Source organism: Bartonella propinqua (assembly GCF_047263965.1).
Classification (GTDB): Bacteria; Pseudomonadota; Alphaproteobacteria; order Rhizobiales; family Rhizobiaceae; genus Bartonella.
On the sequence record NZ_JBLEBK010000004.1, the window covers coordinates 79,710 to 96,386 of the forward strand.

The 16,677-nt window shown below is 39.3% G+C and carries 13 protein-coding genes and 1 other RNA gene; all 14 read left to right on the forward strand.

The features are described from left to right. Nucleotides 1–526 precede the first annotated feature (526 nt). The 14 genes from ACMFKV_RS04310 (at nucleotide 527) to murB (ending at nucleotide 16,655) form a co-directional block, all read left to right on the forward strand. Nucleotides 527–895 (forward strand): hypothetical protein, encoded by a 369-nt coding sequence (locus ACMFKV_RS04310; RefSeq protein ID WP_413154587.1) that lies wholly within the window; start codon nucleotides 527–529, stop codon nucleotides 893–895. Nucleotides 896–1,815: 920 nt separating this feature from the next. Next, nucleotides 1,816–2,325 carry a lytic transglycosylase domain-containing protein gene (locus ACMFKV_RS04315; protein WP_336288241.1) on the forward strand — a complete coding sequence of 170 codons (510 nt, stop codon included), beginning with the start codon at nucleotides 1,816–1,818 and terminating at the stop codon, nucleotides 2,323–2,325. 98 nt (nucleotides 2,326–2,423) lie between these two features. Continuing rightward, an RNA gene (gene rnpB / locus ACMFKV_RS04320) (RNase P RNA component class A) lies at nucleotides 2,424–2,814 on the forward strand. Nucleotides 2,815–3,326: 512 nt separating this feature from the next. Next, nucleotides 3,327–4,325 (forward strand): 16S rRNA (cytosine(1402)-N(4))-methyltransferase RsmH, encoded by a 999-nt coding sequence (gene rsmH, locus ACMFKV_RS04325; protein ID WP_413154619.1) that lies wholly within the window; start codon nucleotides 3,327–3,329, stop codon nucleotides 4,323–4,325. Continuing rightward, on the forward strand, nucleotides 4,322–4,729 hold the full coding sequence (gene ftsL, locus ACMFKV_RS04330; RefSeq protein ID WP_413154588.1) for a cell division protein FtsL: 408 nt from the start codon (nucleotides 4,322–4,324) through the stop codon (nucleotides 4,727–4,729). The genes rsmH and ftsL overlap by 4 nt, the downstream gene beginning before the upstream one ends. Further along, complete coding sequence (locus tag ACMFKV_RS04335; RefSeq protein WP_413154620.1) at nucleotides 4,729–6,453, forward strand: peptidoglycan D,D-transpeptidase FtsI family protein; 1,725 nt, start codon at nucleotides 4,729–4,731, stop codon at nucleotides 6,451–6,453. The genes ftsL and ACMFKV_RS04335 overlap by 1 nt, the downstream gene beginning before the upstream one ends. Before the next feature lie 48 nt (nucleotides 6,454–6,501). Further along, nucleotides 6,502–7,953, forward strand: a complete 1,452-nt coding sequence (locus ACMFKV_RS04340) for a UDP-N-acetylmuramoyl-L-alanyl-D-glutamate--2,6-diaminopimelate ligase (RefSeq protein ID WP_336288243.1) — start codon at nucleotides 6,502–6,504, stop codon at nucleotides 7,951–7,953. Continuing rightward, nucleotides 7,950–9,371: a UDP-N-acetylmuramoylalanyl-D-glutamyl-2,6-diaminopimelate--D-alanyl-D-alanine ligase gene (locus ACMFKV_RS04345; protein ID WP_413154589.1), complete on the forward strand. Its 1,422-nt coding sequence runs from the start codon at nucleotides 7,950–7,952 to the stop codon at nucleotides 9,369–9,371. Before ACMFKV_RS04340 ends, ACMFKV_RS04345 begins: the two co-directional genes overlap by 4 nt. Nucleotides 9,372–9,390: 19 nt before the next feature. Continuing rightward, entirely contained in the window at nucleotides 9,391–10,461 is a 1,071-nt protein-coding gene (gene mraY / locus ACMFKV_RS04350; RefSeq protein WP_336288245.1) for a phospho-N-acetylmuramoyl-pentapeptide-transferase, read from the forward strand. A gap of 4 nt (nucleotides 10,462–10,465) precedes the next feature. Further along, complete coding sequence (gene murD, locus ACMFKV_RS04355; protein ID WP_413154590.1) at nucleotides 10,466–11,866, forward strand: UDP-N-acetylmuramoyl-L-alanine--D-glutamate ligase; 1,401 nt, start codon at nucleotides 10,466–10,468, stop codon at nucleotides 11,864–11,866. Nucleotides 11,867–11,996: 130 nt separating this feature from the next. Beyond that, nucleotides 11,997–13,154, forward strand: a complete 1,158-nt coding sequence (locus tag ACMFKV_RS04360) for an FtsW/RodA/SpoVE family cell cycle protein (protein WP_413154621.1) — start codon at nucleotides 11,997–11,999, stop codon at nucleotides 13,152–13,154. Next, nucleotides 13,144–14,280, forward strand: coding sequence for an undecaprenyldiphospho-muramoylpentapeptide beta-N-acetylglucosaminyltransferase (gene murG / locus ACMFKV_RS04365; RefSeq protein WP_413154591.1), 1,137 nt, complete (start codon nucleotides 13,144–13,146; stop codon nucleotides 14,278–14,280). The genes ACMFKV_RS04360 and murG overlap by 11 nt, the downstream gene beginning before the upstream one ends. Continuing rightward, complete coding sequence (murC, locus tag ACMFKV_RS04370) at nucleotides 14,264–15,691, forward strand: UDP-N-acetylmuramate--L-alanine ligase (RefSeq protein WP_336288248.1); 1,428 nt, start codon at nucleotides 14,264–14,266, stop codon at nucleotides 15,689–15,691. The genes murG and murC overlap by 17 nt, the downstream gene beginning before the upstream one ends. Beyond that, nucleotides 15,669–16,655: a UDP-N-acetylmuramate dehydrogenase gene (murB, locus tag ACMFKV_RS04375; protein WP_413154592.1), complete on the forward strand. Its 987-nt coding sequence runs from the start codon at nucleotides 15,669–15,671 to the stop codon at nucleotides 16,653–16,655. Before murC ends, murB begins: the two co-directional genes overlap by 23 nt. Nucleotides 16,656–16,677: the final 22 nt, after the last annotated feature.

A 16,677-nucleotide genomic window follows, 5' to 3' on the forward strand; every position in this document is an offset into this window, starting at 1 on the left:
AAGATAATTAATAGATGCTTCTTAGTGCATTTAAAATAATTTTGCCTCAAATTGGATCAATTTAAATATTTTTTTGCCTCAATATTTCCACTTTTTAGCAATTTGTAACTTTTTTATATTTTTTCGCATGAGGATGATAATAAATTCTTGTTGTTGAGAATATTTTATTCCATAGCAAGAACATTGCATTGGCTATCTTAGTGGTTGATGCGAGAGGACAATCAGGGAGCCTCCTCCCCCCCCCCGCGTGGATCCCTTAGATTGTCTGGCCTGACTGAGGAAATCCTCAGCCGGGCTTTGGGGGGCGGTATTAAAGTCTTATGAAGTGTTTAGCGGGGTTTTGAGAAACTATGAGCTATCTTGTATTGTATAGTTAGTATAAAGTGATAAGCGGGAGTATTGAGAATTGTTTAATTGGGGGAGGTTAGTTTTTCTTAGTGTTTGGCGGTTGGTTTTTGATTGAAGACTTTTCTTTGTGTAGGGGGGATGCACGCTTTATGTCTTATAATGTTTATAAGTGAGCTGTATGCATCGTATTGTTTGTATTTTTTTTGTATTTTTGGTCTTTGGAGCGAGTTTTTTTATTCCTAGAATTAAGGGGTCTTACCAAATTGTACTCAACGAAACCCTGCCTTCTCGTCAAGTAAGCCTAACAGAAATAGGAGATACATTTTTAGAGAGATTAGTGTTATTTTTTCCAGATGTTATAGCTAGCCTTTCTAAGATGAGTCCTCAACAGAAACAGCAATTGGTTGAGTTAATACGGCAGGATGCGGTTATTATAGCTTCTGCGAATGGTCAGAGTGATGAGGATGCGCAAAAGTTTGGTGAGGTTATTTCCGTCGCTTTATCAAAAGCTATTTTTCATCCTTACGTTAGTGATGCTTATTTTTAGCTATTTTTTTTATATTTCTTGAAAAAATTTACATTTACTATTGATTCTAAGTGAATATTATGCTCTTTGTAGCGCTTTGAAAAATGTGCGGGAAGATCCTCCGATTTTTGATTTGGATATTATAGGGAGAGGGGAGAGAGTTAAGCTATTGTTAGAGTATCAGTTTTTGTATGATTCTTGAATATGGATATGTGTAATACAAAATGGTTACAAGTGTGATTGTGCCATAATTATATAGAGGAAAAATGTTTTCGGGGAGAGTCAGCAATATAAATTTTTACTCGATGAATAGTGGGGTTTATGCTGATTTTGTAAAATTTTCCAAAAACGGATAAAAGTGTTTATTCAGCTATGCTATGCATTTAAAAGCTGATGTATTGTTTTCTATAAAATGGTTAATTTTGGCAAACAGTTTTGTTTGGCATAAAGTTTGTATAACAACTGGTGTTTATCTGCTTCTGAGAGAGTGGAGAAAGGTTTTTGTTTTTTTCTAAAGTGATATACGAAACTTATGGTGTTTTGGTGAAAGCATTTTGGTTTATGTTAGCTTGTCTCGATTATGAGATTAACATAAATAGGGATTTATAATAATTGGGTGTGAAAAGTAATAGAGGCTTTTCAAGTGGTATTTTCATTAGTTAAAAGTTGAGCACGGGGCAGCTATATTAGTAATGGATATATTATAGTGTTTTATTGAGCACGTTAAAATCTTCATTACAGTTTTTTTGTTTTTCGATATTTTTGTAATATAGAAATATAGAGTGAGTAAAGTGATCGTGCTTCTTTTGGTAATTAAAGTTATATTGAAATTGTCTTAATATTTTCGTTTTTATGACGCTCTTTAGCTTTTTTTCTAAATATAATGCACCTGCGGGGTTTTTTATGTCTTAATTTAAAAATTATTCATGAAGAGAGAGAGAATGCAATTTTTGAAAATCGTTCTAAGTGTGGCGTTTGCTGTATTATGTGTATTTGAGATGAGCTGGGCTTATGCAATATTAAATGTTGCAAATTCAGGTAATGAATCGGTAACAACGGCTTCTAAAGTATCTGTTCGTCCTTACGAGTCTCTTATTCAAAAATTGGCAACCAAATATAATGTTCCTGTTAATTTGGCACATGCTGTTGTGCATGTTGAAAGCAGTTATAAAGCATATACCAAGGGAGCTGCTGGCGAGATAGGTTTAATGCAAATTAAACCATCTACTGCACGCGGGTTGGGTTTTAATGGTTCTGTACAAGATCTTTATGATCCTGCGACCAATCTTGAATATGGTATGCGTTATTTGGCACGGGCATATAAATTAAGTGGTGGCAATACATGTGGCACAATCCTTAAATATAATGCAGGTCATGCTGCAAAAAAAATGAATTCTACTTCGGCAAAATATTGCCTTAAAGTTAAAACTTATCTCGCTTCATTAAGATAATGATATATTTTAAAGATGAGAATCTTTTGAAAAGACTTGTGAAATATCTTGATGGGGGGCTATTTTCACTTCATGAAAAATGTTTTATAAGTGACGTGTCAGTCGGCTAGGCAGCCGCGCTTGTCCAATGCCTAAAGGCGGCAAGTGAGGAAAGTCCGGGCTCCATGGAAAAACGGTGCCGGGTAACACCCGGCGGGGGCGACCCTAGGGAAAGTGCCACAGAAAGCAAACCGCCTATTTTTATAGGTAAGGGTGAAAGGGTGGGGTAAGAGCCCACCGCGCATTCAGTAATGAATGTGGCAAGGTAAACCCCACTGGGAGCAAGACCGAATAGAAATGACGCGCAAGGTTTAACTTGCAGCCAGTTTCCAGGCGAGTCATTCGGGTAGGTTGCACGAGGCGGGTGGTAACATCCGTCCCAGATGAATGGCTGCCATGTAGAGTGTAAGCTTTACTATACAGAACCCGGCTTACAGGCCGACTGATATTTGTGTGATTGGCATTGTATATATCCAGTATTGCATATGGGCTTTTCAATAATGAATGTAACAAGGTAATCTCCACTTTATTGAGAGCAAGGCTGAATAGAATGACACACAAGATTTAGCTTGCAGCCAATTTTGAGGTAGCCTATTTAGGTAGATTATAGTAAGGTAGATGGTACATCCGTTTTAGATGAATAATTTTTGTATCAGTGTAAGTTTTACCATACAGAATCTAATCTACGTACTAGCAAGTATTTTCATGATTGGCATTGTATACACTCAGTATTGCATGTGAGCTTTTATGAAGGTTTTTTTTGCTTTACACTCAAACAAAGAGTGTATTTTTAGAAAATTATAACATTTTTTTAAGTATAGTGCGTCAATATATGTATCAGGTCAACTTTAGATCCATTTTCTTTCATTGTGATGAATATGGACAGTGAATTTTAGTTATTGTGGTATAAGCTGCCATTGATGGCTATTGATTTGAACAAGCATAAATCAAGACGGATTATTTTGATAAAACAGAGTGACAGAGCTGAACGCCATATTCCAGTGTTGTTACAGCCAGTTTTAGCTGGGCTTGAACCATTGGTTGGAGCAAAAGTGATTGATGGCACTTTTGGTGCTGGTGGTTATACGCGTGCTCTGTTAAGTGCGGGGGCAGATGTTGTTGCTCTTGATCGTGATCCTCACGCGATTCGTGATGGACAACCACTTGTTGATGCGTTTTTTCCACGACTTCGTTTGGTGCAGATGGAATTTTCGCAGTTAGATCGCGTAGTTGAAAAGAAGGTAGATGCAGTTATTTTAGATATTGGTGTTTCTTCAATGCAGCTTGATGAAGCTGAAAGGGGATTTTCTTTTCAAAAAGATGGTCCGTTGGATATGCGAATGGCTCAGACTGGTTTTACAGCCAGCGATGTTGTGAATCGTTTCAAAATAGAGGATTTAGCACGGATATTTAAAATATTTGGAGAAGAGCGTTATGCAGGTAGAATTGCACGGATGATAGCAAAACGTCGCTGTATTCGTCCTTTTTTGCGTACAGGTGATCTTGCCAATGCCATTGAAGCACTTGTAGGTCGTAACCCAAAAGACCGCATTCATCCTGCAACACGTGTGTTTCAGGCTCTTCGTATGTATGTAAATGATGAAATGGGCGAATTGGCGCGTGGCTTATTTGCTGCTGAACGTGTTTTGAAAGCAGGAGGTCGTTTAGGAGTCGTTAGTTTTCATTCTCTTGAAGATCGTATGGTCAAAAGATTTTTTTCTGCTCGCTCAGGAGGACATGGGAGATCACGCTACTTTCCTGAAATAGAAACTCCTCCAGCGACATTTCTTCCTCTGTTTAAAGGTACAGTAACTGCAAATGAAGAGGAGTTACAACGAAATCCTCGTGCACGTTCTGCAAGGTTGCGTGTTGGTGTCCGCACTGAGGCAGAGTGTTTTGCTGCAGATATGAAATTATTCGGTTTGAGTGAGGTTGTCAGTTTTGAAGGCAGCAAAAAATGACAGTTTTTCGCACAGTGGATATGATTTTAGCGATAATTATGATTTGTACAGCAGGTTTCACTTATAAGGTAAAATATGATGTTCAAAAACGAATTAGCGAAGTTCGTCGTCTTGAACGTGAAATTTCTGCAGAAAAAAATATGGTTCATCTCCTCCGTGCTGAATGGGCTGTAATGATAGAGCCTTCACGTATGCAAAGACTTGCAAAACGTTATCAAAAAGAGCTTGCTTTAGATATAATTCAACCACGCCAAGTTATTGAATTTGATGATATTCCTGTACGTGTACAACATGATCAAGTTGCAGAAGTGATTAAACAAAATACTTTGGAGAAAAATAAAGATTTTGAGGCTAATAATCATGTTTCACGTATGAATAGCGTTATTCAAAAGGGCGTGCAGTGATAAAAACATTATTTCTATTTTCGTGGAAGAAAAAGCATTTGAATAATAAGTTAGATGTTCATAATTTTTCTGCTCGTCGTTTGCACTCTAGTCGTCTACGTTTGCTTTTTTCTTTGTTATGTTTTCTTATTTTGTACGGTATTATGGGCGCTTGTCTTATTTCTTATGGATTGAAAGGCGGACAGATTGAAGAAGCAAAAGGGCCAAGAGTTATTCAGTTGGCAACTCGACCCGATATCGTTGATCGCAATGGTCGTTTACTGGCAACGGATATTAAAACCTACTCGCTTTTTGCTGAACCACGACGCATTATTGATGTGGATGAAACAATTGAATTGCTTTCAACAGTTTTGCCCAATCTTAATTGGCAGGAAACTTATAAGCGTTTAAAAAGAAAGTCTGGTTTTTCTTGGATACAACGTGGGTTAACGCCAACGCAAAAATCACAAATTATGGCACTTGGTATTCCAGGGATTGGTTTTCGTACTGAGATTCGTCGTTTTTATCCAGGTGGTTCTGTAGCTTCGCATATTCTCGGCATGGTTAATGTTGATAATCAGGGCATAGCAGGTATGGAGAAATATATTGATGATGCTAGCTTGAGCGTTTTGCGTGCTGCGGGTTTTGTAACTGAATCGTCATTAAAACCAGTTCAGCTTTCGTTAGATGTTCGCATTCAGACAATTGTGCATGATGAATTGACCCAAGCAATGAAGCGTTATAAAGCGATTGCTGCGGGAGCAGTTATTTTAAATATTCACACTGGTGAAGTTTTGGCTATGGCGTCTATACCTGATTTTAACCCTAGCAATCCTGTGGATGCTTTGAAAAGTGATCGCTTAAATCGGATGACTGCTGGGGTTTTTGAAATGGGATCTGTCATTAAAAGTTTTACAACTGCAATGGCACTTGATTCAGATATTTTTCATTTAAACAGTATTATTGATGCTTCACGACCCATTCAAGCAAGTCGAAATTACTTTATTCGTGATTTTCATGGAAAAAATCGTCCTCTAACATTATGGGAAGTCTTTATTTATTCTTCTAACATTGGTTCTGCTAAAGAAGCATTGACGATAGGGATTGATGGTCATCGTAATTTTTTGAAACGTCTTGGTTTACTTGATCGTATGGTAACGCAATTGCCTGAAGTTGCCCATCCTGTTGAGCCGCATCGTTGGAAAGATATCCATTCCATGACAATTTCTTTTGGGCACGGTATGGCAACAACGCCCTTGCAAACGGCAGTAGCAGCAGCTGCTTTAATGAATGGTGGTTTGTTGATTGCACCTACATTTTTAAAAAGCACAAAAGAACAAGCTTTGAAGCATGCAAAATCAGTTTTGCGTGCTCAAACAAGTCAAAATATGCGTTATCTTTATAAGTTAAACAGCAATATTGGTTCTGGGCGTAATGCAAAAGTAGAAGGTTATCGCGTTGGTGGTAAGACGGGAACAGCTGAAAAAGTTGAAAATGGAAAATATTCTAAGACAAAAAATTTCAATAGTTTTCTCGCTGCTTTTCCTATTGATGATCCTGCTTATGTTGTCTTAACAATTATTGATGAACCTCAGCCTGAAGATGGACAAAAATTGGCAACAGCAGCGATGAATGCGGGGCCGATTCTTGCTAATATTATTCGCCGTTCTGCTAGTTTTTTAGAGATTAAACCAGATTTTAAGAAAGAATATGAACCAATTTTAAGTCCAAATGGTAGTATGTGATTGTAAAAAAACAATAGTGAGAAACTAACATAAGATAGGTGTGTGGTCATGTTACTTGGAGCGCTGTTTTCAGAAGATATTAAGGAAGATTATCTTGGACTCATTGAAGTTACGGGAATAAGTGCAGATTCTCGGCAAATATTGCCTGGTTATGTTTTTGTGGCTGTTCAGGGAAATAAAAGTGATGGCAGGCAATATATAAGTGATGCGATAAAGCGTGGTGCACGGGCAATCGTTACGGATTGTGATTTTGCGTCTGAAAATTTATCTGTTCCAGTTTTACGTGTTTTAGATGTTCGTCATAGTTTAGCGATAGCTGCTGCACGTTTTTACGGCTCTCAACCTGAAACTATAGTGGCTGTGACAGGTACAAGTGGAAAAACATCAGTTGTATCTTTTGTTCAGCAAATTTGGAAATTTGCTGGATTTTGTGCAGCCAGCATCGGAACGGTAGGCGTTATTTCTCCTAAACGGAACGATTATGGGTCTCTTACGACGCCAGATCCAGTAGTTTTGCAGCGTTTATTATATGAAATTACTAAAGAGGATGTTACACATGCAGCTCTTGAAGCTTCTTCGCATGGGTTGGATCAGAGTCGACTCGATGGAGTTCATTTGGCTGCTGCTGCTTTTACGAATTTAGGGCGCGATCATATGGATTATCACACAAGTTTGGAGGATTATTTATGTGCTAAAATGAAACTATTTGATACAATTTTGCCACAAAATTTTCCTGCTGTGATTTTTGCCGATGATATTTATTCGCAAAAAGTTATTGATTATGTCAAACAAGCGCATCGTCGTGTATTAACAGTTGGGCGTAAAGGGCAATTTATCACAATTAATCGTGTTGAGCATCAACGATCAAAACAGTGTGTTGAATGTCGTATGGATAATGATATTTATACATTTGATTTGCCTCTAGCTGGAGATTTTCAGGTAGCTAATGCACTGGTGGCTGCGGGGTTAGCAATTGCAACAGGTGTATCTTCTGATAAAGTTTTTCGTTCTCTTGAAAATTTGCAAGGAGCACCTGGTCGGTTAGAATTGGTTGGAAAGACAGAAAATAATGCTCCTGTTTATGTAGATTATGCACATAAACCAGAAGCTTTGGAGCAAGTATTGCTTTCTGTTCGCCCATTTACGCAGGGACGTTTAATTCTTATTTTTGGCTGTGGTGGTGATCGTGATCAGGGAAAAAGACCTTTAATGGGGAAAATTGCAGCCAATAGAGCTGATATTGTTATTGTAACTGATGATAATCCTCGCACTGAAGCACCAGAGAAAATTCGAAAAGATATTCTACAAGCCGCACCAGAAGCGATAGAAATAGCAGATCGTGGTGAAGCAATTTCCTATGCAGTGGGGATTCTTGAAGCAGGAGATACATTGATTATAGCTGGAAAAGGTCATGAGGACGGTCAGATTATAGGGCAGAAAACATATCCTTTTTCAGATCGTTTGCATGCGCTTTCTGCTTTAAAGGAAAGACATAAATGAGCGCTTTATGGGATAAACAGGCACTCTTAACTGCAATGGATGGTTTTGCAATTGGGTGTGTAGCAGAAGCTTTTTCTGGAGTTTCTATCGATAGCCGCACACTTGTAAAAGGCGATATTTTTTTTTGTATAAAAGGTGATCGTTTTGATGGTCATGATTTTGCACTACAAGCTTACGATCAAGGTGCTGGAGCTGTTGTAATTGCGCAAGACCATTTGTCTGAAATGGAAAAATTATCTCTTCCATTGATTGTTGTTCCTGATGTTTTGCAAGCACTAGAAAAGCTTGCGCAAGCAGCACGTAAGCGTTCAAAAGCTAAAATTATAGCGATAACAGGTTCCGTTGGAAAAACAACCACAAAAGAAGCTCTTAAAGGAGCACTTGAAACTGTTGGGAAGGTTCATGCTAATCTTGCTTCTTTGAATAATTGTTGGGGTGTCCCACTCACTTTGGCGCGAATGCCTGCAGATAGTGATTACGGCGTTTTCGAAATTGGTATGAATCATAAGGATGAAATTCGCCCCCTCGTGAAGATGGTTCGTCCACATGTGGCTTTGATTACTCGTATTGCTGCTGGACATATGGGGTTTTTTAAAAATCTTGAAGAAATTGCAGAGGCAAAAGCTGAAATTTTTGAAGGATTCGATGAGGAAAGTGTTGCTGTTTTAAATGCAGATGATAATTTTTTTCCCTATTTAGCTCATAAAGCAGAGCAATATGGTGTGAAAAAGATTTTGAGTTTTGGTGAAAGTAAGCTTGCTGATTATCAAGTAAAAGAACTTCGTCTTTTGACAGATTCCTCTCATATAACTGTGTGCATTTCTGGTCGTGATATGACGATTAAAATTGGTGCGCCTGGTCGACATATTGTACAAAATAGTTTAGGCGTTCTTGCAGCTTGTGATGCAGTTGGTGCTGATTTAACACATGCAGCGCCTTCATTGAGCTGTCTTTCTCTCCAAAAAGGTCGCGGCATTCGTTATCGGTTGTCTTTACCAAATAGTGGTGTATTTCATTTAATTGATGAGAGTTATAATGCTAACCCTGCTTCCATGCAGGCTGCTCTTAATCTTCTTACTACAGGCCCCGTAGGAAAGAAGGGAAGGCGAATTGCTGTTTTGGGTGATATGCTTGAATTGGGAGTCTATAGTGAAAAACTTCATCGTGATCTGGTAAAACCAATACGTACTTCTGGTGCTCATTTGGTTTTTTTATTTGGTGAAGCAATGAAGTGTTTAATTAGCGATTTGTCTGCTTATGTCACGGTTCATTATGCTGAAAATATTGAAAAGCTTTTACAGCTTATTTTTTCAGAAATTTCAGATGGAGATCTTATCATGATTAAATCATCCCATAGTATTTATTCGTCAAATATTGTGACTGCGCTTTTAGATCGTTATAAAGTGGCTTCTTTATAATTTTAGTAGGGTTTTATCTATGCTGCTATTCTTTTCTTCGCTTAGCGATTGGCTCCCAGGTGTTAATGTTTTTCGTTACATTACCTTTCGTACTGTGGCAGCTATGCTTACATCAGGGTTAATTGTGTTTTTGTTTGGTCCAAGCATCATTGCTGCTCTCAAATTGCGGCAGGGAAAAGGACAGCCTATTCGGGCTGATGGTCCTCAAACGCATTTTAAAAAGGCTGGAACACCGACTATGGGTGGGTTAATAATTTTAACTGGCATTGTTGTCTCAGCGTTTTTGTGGTGTAATTTATCGAATATTTATTTTTGGGTATCGCTGTGCGTTATGCTTTCCTTTGGAGCAATTGGTTTTTATGATGATTATCTTAAGGTAACAAAACAAACGGAGAAGGGTTTTTCTGGTAAGGCGCGGTTAAGTTTAGAGTTTTTGATTGCAGCAATTGCTGCTTTTGTTATCTTGCAAGTTGGCTCCCCTGGGTTAGCGTTGCCTTTCGTGAAAGATTATTTTATCAATTTGAGTTGGTTTTTTCTTCCTTTTTCTACTCTTGTTATTGTAGGAACTGGTAATGCAGTTAATTTGACCGATGGTCTTGACGGGCTTGCTATCGTTCCTGTGATGGTTGCGGCTCTCTCTTTTGCTCTTATTGCTTACCTATCTGGTAATATAAATTTTGCTGATTATCTACAAATCCATTATGTATCAGGGACAGGTGAATTAGCTGTTCTTTTGGGCGCTGTTGTTGGTGCGGGTCTTGGTTTTTTATGGTTTAATGCACCTCCAGCAGCTATTTTTATGGGAGATACTGGTTCATTAGCACTTGGAGGATTGTTGGGCGTTGTTGCTGTAGCAACCAAGCATGAACTTGTTTTGGTTCTCATTGGCGGGCTTTTTGTTTTGGAAGCATTTTCGGTTGTTATTCAGGTTGGTTATTTCAAATTAACAAAAAAGCGTGTGTTCCTTATGGCACCGATTCATCATCATTTTGAGAAAAAAGGCTGGACGGAAAGTCAGATCGTGATACGCTTTTGGATTATCTCGATCGTTCTCGCTTTGATTGGTCTTTCAACACTTAAATTACGGTGAGATTTTGATTCCAGTTGAGTGTTATAAGGGGCAAAAAGTTGCTTTATTTGGATTGGGGCGGTCAGGATTAGCAGCGGCACAAGCATTGATGAGTGGCGGTGCAGAAGTTGTGGCATGGGATGATAATCCTTCAGGCGTGAAAGCTGCTTGTCGGGAAAATATTCCAACGAAGAATCTCCAAGATGAAGATTGGTCAGAGTTTGTTGCATTAATTTTAACGCCAGGCGTTCCTTTAATTTATCCTAAGCCTCATTGGGTTGTTGATAAAGCGCGTCAAGCAAATATAGAAATTATCGGTGATATTGAATTGTTTGTTCGTGCGCGTAACCGTTTTTTACAGCACTATAATCTTCGCGATCAGGATGTTCCGCTTGTTGCCATTACAGGTACGAATGGGAAATCAACAACGACTGCTTTGCTTGTCCATCTGTTAAAACAAATGGGTTATGATGTGCAGATGGGGGGAAATATTGGCACCGCAATATTAACGCTTAAGCCATTTATTAAAAAACGTATTTATGTGATTGAATGTTCATCGTTTCAGATTGATCTGACACCATCTCTTCAGCCAACTGTTGGTATTTTGTTAAATTTGACGCCCGATCATATTGATCGCCATGGTAGCTTTGATCACTATGTGCAAGCCAAAAAGCGTTTAGTTGCTAGGGCTTCTCATGCTTTTATTTCAGTGGATGATACAGCTTGTCAGGTTTTGTATCAACAATTGGTTCATGAAGGTTGTCAAGTGGAGGCAATTTCCAAAGAACGTTTAATTGAAAATGGTTTCTATGCGGATGGAACTAAACTTTTTTCTGTTTGCCACGGGCAATGTCAGATGATTGCAGATCTCGCGAATATGACTGCATTGCGTGGTAGCCATAACGCGCAAAATACTCTTATGGTATTGGCAGCATTGCAGGCTTTAAAAATAACTGATCCACATATAGAAAAGCACTTAGCAAGTTATAAAGGATTGGCGCATCGTATGCAGCAGGTGCGTAAAATTGGACCAGTTTTGTTTATCAATGATAGCAAGGCGACTAATGCAGGTGCATCAGCTCCCGCACTTTCTGCGTTTAATGATATTTTTTGGATTGTTGGAGGACAGGCGAAAAAAGGTGGGATTGACGCTCTTAGAGAATTTTTTCATAAAATTCGCAAAGCCTATTTGATTGGAAGTTCGGCAGAAGAATTTTCCGATGTTATTGGATCCACCGTTCCTTTTTCAATGAGCTTAACTTTGGAAAATGCAGTGCATGAAGCAGCTATTGATGCAACTTGTTGTAAGGCGAAAGAGGTTGTTGTTCTCTTTTCACCAGCTTGTGCAAGTTATGATCAATTCAAAAATTATGAAGCGCGCGGGGAAGCGTTTATTTCTTTTGTTACGCAATTGAAAGAAACATAAAATATAAAAAAATGATTTTTGTTAATATTCCAGAATCTTTTTTCATGTAATTGAGTTGCTGAAGTGCTTATCAAAAATAAGGAGATTATATCACTTTGAGCAGAAAAATGAAAAGGATCAAGTGAATATGATGGTTACACGTGCAGATCGAGATCCGATTGCCAATTGGTGGTGGACAATTGATCGTTCCATTTTTGCTGCTTGTTTGCTTTTGATGGGAATTGGGATTATGCTGTCTTTTGCAGCGAGTCCGACTATTGCGAAAAAAATTGGAATTGACGATAGTTTTTACTTTGTTCGCTGGCATATCATTTTTAGTGCTTCTGCGTTTTTTACGTTGGTTACTATTTCTTTTTTTTCACCCCGTAATATTCGTCGTTTATGTGCCCTTTTGTTAGTGACAACTCTTGCTCTTATGGTTGCAACCTTATTTTTTGGTCCTGAATTAAAAGGAGCACGGCGGTGGATTTCTATATTTGGCGTTTCTGTACAAGCTTCAGAATTTATGAAGCCTGCTTTTGTGGTTATGTCGGCTTGGCTTTTTTCAGGACAGGTACAACGTAGGATTATTCTTAACTACATGCTAGCGATTGCATTTTATGTTTTTTGTTGTGTGCTTCTTGTTCTTCAGCCTGATATTGGTCAAACACTTTTGGTGAGTGCAGCATGGGGTGGTTTATTTTTTGTTGCAGGTGTATCTCTTACCGTCATTTTTTTATTTCTTATTTTAGGTGTTGTCGGAGGTGTTTTCGCATATCTTTTTCTTCATCATGTGCGTGAACGTATTAATGGCTTTTTGACAGGTGAGGGTGATACTTTTCAAGTAGATGTAGGACGTGAAGCTATTTTGAATGGTGGCTGGTTTGGACAAGGACCAGGTGAGGGAACCGTGAAACGTATCATTCCCGATAGTCATACGGATTTTGTGTTTTCCGTCGCTGCTGAAGAATATGGTATTATTCTTTGTATATTAATTATGATGCTTTTTGGTTTTATCGTCATGCGCTCACTTTATATAGCATTGAATACGCGCGATTCATTTACACGTCTTGGTATTACTGGCATAGCAATGATGATCGGCTTTCAATCAGGGATTAATATGGCTGTTAACCTTCATTTAATGCCTCCAAAAGGTATGACATTGCCGTTTATTTCTTATGGTGGCTCATCTATGATAGCAATTGCTATTTCGATGGGTATTTTGCTCAGTTTGACACGTCGCTGGCCAGAAGCACGCCTTTCAGCTTTTTCTTCATCTGTTGTTTCGGACGTTGCTTATGACAAATAAAAAAGTGATTGTTTTGGTTGCTGGTGGTACAGGTGGACATCTTTTCCCTGCAGAAGCTCTTGCTGTTGAATTTAGGCAGCGTGGATATGATGTGCATTTGGCAACGGATGAAAGAGCTAAGCGTTTTGTGCGCTGCTTTGATGAGGAGCATACTCATATTATTTCATCGGCAACATTTGCACGACGTCACCCTTTGGCATTGATAAAAACATTTTGGTATCTGTTGAAGGGAATGGGGCAATCTTTAGCGCTTTTTTATAAACTGCGTCCTGTTCTTGTGGGTGGGTTTGGTGGTTACCCTACCGTTCCTCCTCTTTTGGTTGCTTTTTTGACGAGGCGTGTAACATTTATTCATGAGCAAAATGCTGTTATGGGACGTGCTAATCGCGTGTTGGCAGCTGTGGTGCATGCGATAGCAGGTGGTCTGTTATCGTCAAATGGTGCTCACGCTCATAAAACGTTTTTGACTGGAAATCCCGTACGTGAGGCTGTTCTTAAAGCAGCAAAAGTTCCTTATTCTCCTGCTGTTGGTGAAAAGCCATTTTATTTTTTGGTTTTTGGAGGAAGTCAAGGAGCTTCTTTTTTTTCACATATTGTACCTGAAGCAATTGCTTTGCTGGATAGTAAGATACGTAAACGTTTACGGATTGTTCAGCAAATTCGGGGTGAAGCTGTAGAGTTGATAAAAATTTATCGTGATATGGGCGTGCAAGCAGAGATTGCACCTTTTTTTGATGATATGGCTAAACGTATGGCACTTTCTCATTTTATTCTATCACGTGCTGGTGCCTCATCCGTTTGTGAAATAGCTGTCATTGGGCGACCAGCTTTGCTTATTCCATATCCTCATGCTTTGGATCACGACCAAGCAGCCAATGCAGCATTGCTTTCTGCAGTGGGAGCTGCTCAAATTGTACCAGAAAAAGATTTAAGTGCGCAAAGGCTTGCTTCTATCTTAACGGAAGCTTGTTGCGCACCAAATTTACTGGAAAAACAAGCGCTGGCTGCAAAAAAAGTTGGAAAACCTTATGCGACTAGTCGTCTTGCAGATATGGCTGAAGCATTGATTTTGGGGCAATCGCTGTCAGATATTAGAGAGGAGTTTTTTGATGAAAATGCCGCTTAATATCGGTCTTATCCATTTTGTTGGAATTGGTGGGATAGGCATGAGTGGAATTGCTGAGGTTTTTCATAATCTTGGTTATAGAGTTCAAGGGTCTGACCAAGTTAATAATGCAAATGTTGAACGTTTACGAAATAAAGGAATTAATGTTCATATAGGTCACTCTGCTGAAAATTTAGGAGCTGCAGAGGTTGTTGTTATTTCTACTGCTATAAAAAAAACAAATTCTGAGTATATAGCTGCAAAAAAGAGGCATTTACCAGTTGTAAAGCGTGCAGAGATGCTTGCAGAGTTGATGCGGTTTCGTCGAGCAATTGCTGTTGGTGGTACGCATGGGAAGACAACAACTACGTCAATGGTAGCAGCACTCCTTGATGCTGGTAGTTTTGATCCGATGGTGATTAATGGCGGTATTATCAATGCTTATGGTACCAATGCTCGTGTGGGGGACGGTGATTGGATGGTGGTTGAAGCGGATGAAAGTGACGGTACATTCTTAAAGTTGCCTGCTGATATTGCTGTTGTTACAAATATTGACTCTGAACATTTGGATCATTACGGGAGTTTTGGTGCTGTTCGTGATGCTTTTCGGCAGTTTGTAGAAAATGTTCCTTTTTACGGTTTTGCTGTGTTGTGTCTTGATCATCCGGAGGTTCAGGCGTTGGCAAGCCGTATTGATGATCGCTGGGTTATCACTTATGGTGCAAATCCACAAGCTGATGTTCGTTTTTTAAATTTATCAAGAGATGGTCAAAAAACGTATTTTGATGTTCTTGTTCGCTCGCGCAAAACAGGGAGAGAGACTGAGTTTAAAAATTTAATTTTACCGATGGCTGGACAGCATAATGTTTCTAATGCGACTGCAGCGATTGCTATTGCGCATGAACTTGGCATTTCAAGTGAATCTATAAAAAAAGGTTTGGCAGAATTTAGCGGAGTGAAACGGCGTTTCACGAAAACAGGGAGTTGGCGCGGCATTGAAATTTTTGATGATTACGCGCATCATCCTGTTGAAATAAGAGCTGTTTTACGTGCGGCGCGTGAGAGTGCAAAAAGGCAGGTTATTGCAGTTGTACAGCCACACCGTTATTCACGTTTACGTGATTTATTTGATGATTTTGCTGCTTGTTTTAATGATGCAGATACAGTGATGATTGCACCAATTTACGCAGCAGGTGAAGAGCCAATTGCTGGCTTTGGTGCTAAGGAATTGGTTGAACATCTGCAAATGGCAGGTCACCGTGATGTATGTCTGATTAATTTTTTAGAGGATGTTGTTTCCATCGTCTCTACATCTGCTAAGTCTGGTGATTATATTGTTTTTCTTGGGGCTGGCAATATCACACAATGGGCTTATGCGTTACCTAACAAGTTGATGGTGCTGGATAACAATGATGAATTTTCAACGAATTGATGGTGAGGCGCTTTTAGCGCGATTGCAGCCAGCGTTAAGTGGTATCAAAGGCAAGCTTACACCTAATGTTGATATGCGAAAGGTGACGTGGTTTCGCACTGGTGGGTTGGCAGAGCTTTTTTATCAGCCTGCTGATGAGGCAGATTTAGCTCTCTTTCTTCAAGTTTTGCCTGAATCTATTCCTATCACCATTGTGGGGATTGGTTCTAATCTTCTCGTGCGTGATGGGGGTGTTCCTGGAGTTGTGATTCGTCTTTCGGCAAAAGGTTTTGGGCAAGTGCGGCAAGTTTCTCCAAAGCGTCTTTGGGTTGGTGCTGCTACGGCGGATAAACATTTGGCAGCAGCAGCTTTAGAAGCTGAGATTGCAGGATTTCATTTTTATCATGGTATTCCTGGTGGTCTTGGAGGGGCGCTCAAAATGAATGCAGGAGCCAATGGTATTGAAACAGCTGCGCGTGTTGTTGAGGTCTATGCACTTGATCGTAAAGGACAGCGCCATATCTTGAGTTTGGCAGATATGCACTATTCTTATCGTCATTGTGGTATTTCTGAAGATCTCGTGTTTACTGCTGCTTTGTTAGAGGGGTGGCAAGGAAAGGGAGATGATATTCGTATTGCTATGGATGAAGTTTCTCTGCATCGGGAAACAGTACAGCCCATTCGCGAAAAAACAGGCGGATCAACTTTCCGGAACCCTGAAGGTACATCTGCATGGCATGTTATTGATGAAGCGGGGTGTCGTGGTTTGCAGATTGGTGGTGCTCAAATGAGTGAAATGCATTGTAATTTTATGGTTAATACTGGTCAAGCAACAGGTTATGATCTTGAAATATTGGGTGAAACAGTGCGTGCTCGTGTTTTTAGTCATTCGTCCCATTTATTACAGTGGGAAATCCAGCGTATTGGTCAATTTGAACAGGATCGTATAGTTCCTTCTTTTAATCAGTTTAATTCCTCTATTTAACATAAATAAAAAATTGAGTCAT

What these genes read in the sequence shown, in the direction of transcription:
- ACMFKV_RS04310 (WP_413154587.1), top strand. Translation starts at nt 527, where the DNA reads ATGCATCGTATTGTTTGTATTTTTTTTGTATTTTTGGTCTTTGGAGCG.
- ACMFKV_RS04315 (WP_336288241.1), top strand. Translation starts at nt 1,816, where the DNA reads ATGCAATTTTTGAAAATCGTTCTAAGTGTGGCGTTTGCTGTATTATGT.
- ftsL (WP_413154588.1), top strand. Translation starts at nt 4,322, where the DNA reads ATGACAGTTTTTCGCACAGTGGATATGATTTTAGCGATAATTATGATT.
- ACMFKV_RS04340 (WP_336288243.1), top strand. Translation starts at nt 6,502, where the DNA reads ATGTTACTTGGAGCGCTGTTTTCAGAAGATATTAAGGAAGATTATCTT.
- ACMFKV_RS04345 (WP_413154589.1), top strand. Translation starts at nt 7,950, where the DNA reads ATGAGCGCTTTATGGGATAAACAGGCACTCTTAACTGCAATGGATGGT.
- mraY (WP_336288245.1), top strand. Translation starts at nt 9,391, where the DNA reads ATGCTGCTATTCTTTTCTTCGCTTAGCGATTGGCTCCCAGGTGTTAAT.
- ACMFKV_RS04360 (WP_413154621.1), top strand. Translation starts at nt 11,997, where the DNA reads ATGGTTACACGTGCAGATCGAGATCCGATTGCCAATTGGTGGTGGACA.
- murG (WP_413154591.1), top strand. Translation starts at nt 13,144, where the DNA reads ATGACAAATAAAAAAGTGATTGTTTTGGTTGCTGGTGGTACAGGTGGA.
- murC (WP_336288248.1), top strand. Translation starts at nt 14,264, where the DNA reads ATGAAAATGCCGCTTAATATCGGTCTTATCCATTTTGTTGGAATTGGT.
- murB (WP_413154592.1), top strand. Translation starts at nt 15,669, where the DNA reads ATGATGAATTTTCAACGAATTGATGGTGAGGCGCTTTTAGCGCGATTG.